The sequence below is a fragment of the Nonomuraea sp. NPDC003201 genome (assembly GCF_053590415.1).
Window position 1 is genome coordinate 1 of sequence record NZ_JBSFTC010000501.1, and the last position, 5,435, is coordinate 5,435.

4 protein-coding genes and 3 pseudogenes are annotated in these 5,435 nt (G+C 68.4%); 4 read left to right on the forward strand and 3 right to left on the reverse strand.

Translation table 11 applies throughout. The features are described 5' to 3' along the window. Positions 1-315 precede the first annotated feature (315 nt). Entirely contained in the window at positions 316-963 is a 648-nt protein-coding gene (locus ACWDX9_RS59030; RefSeq protein WP_449972341.1) for a hypothetical protein, read from the forward strand. A gap of 755 nt (positions 964-1,718) precedes the next feature. After that, on the forward strand, positions 1,719-2,027 hold the full coding sequence (locus ACWDX9_RS59035; RefSeq protein WP_449972344.1) for a nuclear transport factor 2 family protein: 309 nt from the start codon (positions 1,719-1,721) through the stop codon (positions 2,025-2,027). 225 nt (positions 2,028-2,252) lie between these two features. Here the strand turns inward: ACWDX9_RS59035 and ACWDX9_RS59040 are convergent. The 3 genes and pseudogenes from ACWDX9_RS59040 to ACWDX9_RS59050 form a co-directional block, all read right to left on the reverse strand. Next, positions 2,253-2,558, reverse strand: a pseudogene (locus ACWDX9_RS59040) (MmyB family transcriptional regulator); the annotation flags it as partial. A 166-nt stretch (positions 2,559-2,724) separates the two neighbouring features. Further along, positions 2,725-2,790: pseudogene (locus ACWDX9_RS59045) on the reverse strand (hypothetical protein); the annotation flags it as partial. Positions 2,791-3,265: 475 nt separating this feature from the next. Further along, positions 3,266-4,195 (reverse strand): ornithine cyclodeaminase family protein, encoded by a 930-nt coding sequence (locus ACWDX9_RS59050; protein WP_363983574.1) that lies wholly within the window; start codon positions 4,193-4,195, stop codon positions 3,266-3,268. A gap of 268 nt (positions 4,196-4,463) precedes the next feature. Between ACWDX9_RS59050 and ACWDX9_RS59055 the strand changes: the two genes are divergently transcribed. Together ACWDX9_RS59055 and ACWDX9_RS59060 are read left to right on the forward strand one after the other, a co-directional pair. Then, a complete protein-coding gene (locus ACWDX9_RS59055) occupies positions 4,464-5,138 on the forward strand; it encodes an ABC transporter permease subunit (RefSeq protein ID WP_449972346.1) in 675 nt (224 codons plus the stop codon). A 19-nt stretch (positions 5,139-5,157) separates the two neighbouring features. Then, positions 5,158-5,435, forward strand: a pseudogene (locus ACWDX9_RS59060) (hypothetical protein); the annotation flags it as partial.

A 5,435-nucleotide genomic window follows, 5' to 3' on the forward strand; every position in this document is an offset into this window, starting at 1 on the left:
CGCCACCGCCGCGGCGGTGGCGGCGATCCGCCTCACGTGTTCGATCATCGAAAGGATGCCTTCCGTTGCTGTCAGGGATCGGTCCAGGCCAGTTCACAGCGCCAGGCTCCCGCGCGTCACCCTGTTCCAGCCTGGTCTGGAACACCCAGGTCACAGTCTCGCTCCCAGCACCGTCGACAGGGCGTTGATCGCTTGGTGATCCGCACCACGGAGTATGCGGGCATGACCGGGGGAACCTTGAGGATCGTCTTTACCGGTGAGGCTCTGGCCCGGGTGCGCATCGCCTCGCGCATTGATGAGCTGTGAGAAATGGCGATGAGCCTGCACGTGCTGCAAAGACCCGGCGGCGGCGAGGACATGACCGGCTGGCGGCGGCAGGCCGGCGCTGACCTGGCCGAGATGGGCCCGCTGACGCCGGTACGGCGGACGCTGCTGCCGATCAAGGCCTACTTCCCCGACTTCCTGACCCCGCACCACGCCCAGGCCGGACGGCAGAACGGCATCGACGCGCTGGCCGACACCCCGCCCTCCCGGGTGCGCCGCGAAGTGGACCAATTGCGCCGACACACAGCCCTGCCCGCCACCCTCGACGACCTCGCCCGCGGCAACCAGCGCGCCATCACCGGCCTGGCCAGGCTGGCCGTCCGCTACTGCCAGACCGCCTTCGCCCCCCATCGCGCCACGATGGAGCACGCACTGGGCCGCGAACGCGCCCGCCTGACCCGCATGCTCACCGACCATGGCGTGGAGGCGATGCTCGCCGGACGCTTCGAGTGGCGCTCCTTCGACGGCGTGCGATGGGACGCCGTCAACGCGGCCACCGTGTTCAACGACACCGGCGACAACCTGATGATCAATCAGAAGGGCGCCGCCAAGGAGGCGTACCCGCTCGATCTCCGGTTCAAGCCGGAGCTGCAGGCGCTGGTGAACGCGGTCGACGTCACAGAACTGACCGCCCGTTAATTCGACCGCAGGAACTCGCGAGTGCCCCGTGGTCTGCCATGGCTACCGTCTCGAGGCGACCGTGCAGCGCGTACCGGTGGGTGTTAAAGCCGCGGAATCCTCCACAAGTCGGAAGATAACTTGCCTATGGGGCGCCTGACGGAGCGTTCGGATGTTGGAGCACGTGCCGAGCACGGCGCCCGTCATCTATACGTAGTGCCGGAGTGTTTTGGGGTACAGGTTTCCTTGTGTGGCACCACCGGCAATGATCACATTAGGGCGTCCGGCGTGCTCGGTACGTGCTCGTCCGCCCCGTCACACGCCGTCAGGACCCGGCACCGCCTAATCTAGTCTTTACGTTCGATCGCGTTGGCGGTCAACACTTGATTTATCGAAAGCATCGCGTTGCCAATGATTTGCTGAACATGTACAGAATGCCTTGTCTCAAACCTTGGTAGGGCTCGCGCACGAATTCTGGGGACTCGACTGTCTAATCCGACGGTCGCAGGTTCGAATCCTGCAGGGGTGCGCTTTGATCATGGTCTGACCTGCGATTATGCGGGATCGGATGCGTTCTAGAATTTTCGTCTAACGCTTGCGTGCTCCGTGCGTGCTCGCGCGCACCAACCCCGCACGCACCATGATCAACATCGGCCTTTGGGGTGTACCGCTTCAAAATTCATCGCATAGGGCTTGAGCTGGGAGTCCTCCGGAGTGGCTACGCGGCTCGGTGTACTCGTTGATCAGCCCGTCGAGTATCTTGCGGCACCGCGTTCATGCTGGACGGCCCGCGCCGGCGCCAGCAGATGGTGGCGCACGTGCTCGGCCAGATAGCCATCGAGTGGGACACGGGCCGACCCCGGGTGTCCGCGTACGCGACGGTCTGGCACTGGTACCAGGCCAACGCCGCTCAGGGCGACCTGCGGCCGGCGGACTGGACGACGATCGGCCTGGTGGAGGACGACTTCGAGCAGTACGACGGTAGGTGGCTGATCGCCCGCAGCAAGGTGAGACCGGTCGCCGGCCTGGTGGCCGCCGGCTCCCCGCCCCTGCCTCCGTCCGCCGCCGAACCCCCTGCCCGGTGAGCGGGCGCGCGAGTTCTCCTTTGGCGTCGTCGAGCAGAGAACCGCCGCGCGGCCGCCTCCATACCTTCTCGCCCTCGGCATAGATATCGAAGTCGTCGGCCACGAGGCCCTGCCCACCCGTTCCGAAGCCGTGATCCACGAGGGAAAACGACGAGCGTCTGGCCTGGCGCCGCTGACGCCCAGTCTCTCCCGGTTCAGCCGCAGGCCACCGACCTGGGGGTGGTCGATGTGCTTGGGGGTGCCTTCGCACGTGTTCACGTCGTGGCGGGCCCAGAGCCTGCTGAAGAGAGGGCTGGCGAGGGAGAGCTCGCCGACGAGTTCGATGAATCGGGGGTCGTCCATGTCGGTGCCGACGGATTCGCGGAAGCCGGCGACCATGCCCTGCGCGGCGTGCTCCCAGTCCGGGTAGAGGGCCTGCTCGGCGGGGTCGAGGAACACGTCCCGCAGGCGGTTGCCCCCCGCCACGAGTCGCGGTGACAGAGCGGTCGCCAGCGTGTTGGCGGCGAGGACGTCGAAGTAGAGCTCCTCCACGTACGCGGGGAGCGGAAGCGTGACGACGAGCTTGGCAACGCCCGGAGGGACGGTCTCCTTCCGGGCCGCCGTCGCCGCCGGGCTTTTCCCGCCCGAGGCGTAGCAGGTAGGCCGTCGCGTCGTCGTCGAGTTGCAGCACGCGGGCGAGGGACTCGAGGGCCTGCGCGGAGGGGTTGCGGTCGCCGCCCTGCTCCAGGCGCAGGTAGTAGTCGGCGCTGATGCCGGCGAGCATCGCGACCTCCTCCCGGCGCAGGCCCGGCACGGGCAGTACGCCAACGGAGGGGATGCCGGCCTGTTCAGGAGGTTGCCGCCGCCCCTGAGCATGTTCGGGGTCACCGCCCCGGCGGACGTGGCCTGGCTGCGGGCGATGTTGGCGGATCAGCCCGTGCTCTGCTTCCGGCAACCGGTCCGCTTGGACAACCCGGCCGTGCGCACGATTCCGCAGACGCACATTCACTGCGTCGCCGGCCTACCGGAGGGCATCAAGCGGCGGCCCGTCCCAGCGATACAGCCCAACGGCAGCCCGGCACAGGTGCGGGAACTGGAGACGGGCCATGACTGCATGATCACCATGCCGGCCGAGCTCACCGATGCGGCTGAGGAAGGCCGAATCGCTCCCGCCGTGCTCGACCTCTCGGCAGACCGATGGATCCGTGTGACGACGCTGGCTGGCGTCTTGCTGGTCGCTCTGGTGGCGGCCGTCGTGCTCATTCCCATAGGGGGAGCGGGTGGCCGGCGCCGTTCTTCATCGCGGCGGTGTAGAGCGCCTGCGCGGCGGCGACATCCTGGACGGCGGTGCCGGTGGAGTCGAAGACCACGAGGTCGTCGGCGTGCTCGCGGCCGGTCTTGGTACCCAGGACGATTTCGCCGAGCTCGGCCTTGACCGGCGTCTTCGGGCGGTGGTGGAGTTCGCCGACTGCGGCGCACTGGTGGGTGACGTCGGTGATCAGGGTGGCGGCGGCGAGCAGGTCGTCGTGGAGTTCGCGTTTGGCGGGCGCGTCGGAGCCCACCGCCGCCACCAGCGTGCCTGGCCGTACGTCGCGCAAGCCCAAGTAGGGATCGGTGGAGGGGGTCAGGGTGACGACGACGGCGGCCTGCCGGGTGGCCTCGGCGGGAGTGCGGGTGGCCTCGGCGCCGTGTTCGGCGGCGAAGCGCGCGGTCTTGGCCGGGTCGCGGCCCCATACGAGAATTCGCTCGATCGGGCGGACCGCCCGGATGGCCGCGATGTGGGCGGCGGCCTGGGCGCCGGTGCCGAGCATGGCCAGGGTAGCGGCGTCGGGCAGCGCCAGGTGGCGTACGGCCACAGCGGTGGCTGCGGCGGTGCGCAGCCGGGTGACCGTGGCCGATTCCAGGAACAGCAGGGGTTGGCCGTTCGTGGCGTCGAACAGGGCGATGACGCCGACGATGCTCGGCAGGCCCAGCGTGGCGGGCCGGTCATAGAAGCAGGCGCCGATCTTGACAGCTACCACGCCGCCGAGCCCGGCGGCCTTGATGTGGAACTCGCCGGGCGGGCTGTCGAGGTGAGACAGGCGGCTGGGTGAGGTCTCGCCACGGGCATGGGCGGCGAAGGCGGCCTCGATGAGGTCAATGTAGTCGGAAGGGGTGAGCAGGCGCTCGATCTCCGACTGCGTGATCATGTGCATGTCGTGAAGCCCTTCCGGGTGCCTGTGCGTCTCGGACGGTACCAGTCGGATAATACATGTATATCCAGTAGGAAATGTTGACTTTATCTGAATGTGCTCGTAGCTTCGTGGGCATGAGCCAGGCCGCGAACCTGACCCGGCGCGCGCACGTGGACCACGGCCACGTCGCCAGCGCGCAATGTCACTGATCACGAAATCTCGTCATCAACCCTCCCTTCCTCTCGCCGAGGAGTGACCGCGTGATCGAGATCGGAGGCGGCTCATGACGCTGCCTGAAGTAGAGTCACCGGCCCGCCAGGACGCGCGGTGGCCGCTGGAGGTGGTGACGGCCCGTCGTCCGCTGCGGTGGCTGGGCGCCGCTTGCGTGCTCGTCGTGCTGGGGATGGTCGCCAGCGCCGTGGTCACCAACCCCGCGTGGGAGTGGCCCGTTGTCGGGCAGTACCTGTTCGCGCCGTCGGTGGTGCGCTCGGTGCTGCTCACGCTGGAGCTGACCGCGTTGGGCATCGCGCTCGGGTTCGTGATGGGCGCGGTCCTGGCGCTGATGCGGCTCTCGCCGAACCGGCTGCTGTCGTCGGTGGCCTGGGCATACGTGTGGCTGTTCCGGTCGGTGCCGCTCATCCTGCAGCTGCTGTTCTGGTACAACCTGGCGCTGCTCTACCCGCGGCTGTCGGTGGGGGTGCCGTTCGGGCCGGCGTTCTTCGACTTCGGGACGATGGACCTGATCGGGCCGCTGACCGCGGCGGTGCTGGGGCTGGCGCTGCATCAGGCCGCGTACGCGGCTGAGATCGTCCGCGGCGGTCTGCTGTCGGTGGACCACGGGCAGCGGGAGGCGGCGGCCGCTCTGGGGTTGCCGCCGGCGCGGCGGCTCTTCCGGATCATCCTGCCGCAGGCCATGCGGACCATCGTGCCCACCGCCTTCCTCAGCAAAGTTCTCTGATCCCCAAGGACGTCATGACATGCGCGCTTCGCTCGCGCGGGCCCTCGTCGTGCCCGCGCTCCTCCTGCTGACCGCGGCCTGCGGCGCCGAGCCCACAGTCACCGCGCCGTCGGCCGCCACGGATCCCGTGGTGGCGGGCAAGAAGATCAACCTCAGCCCGGACCAGAACCGGGTACGGGCCGACAAGGTGGACGCCATCGCGGCCCAGGTGCCCAAGGACATCGCCGCCGACGGCAAGCTCGCGGTGGGCTTCAGCGGTCAGGGCGCGGCGCCTCTGGTGTTCCGCGCCGACGACGA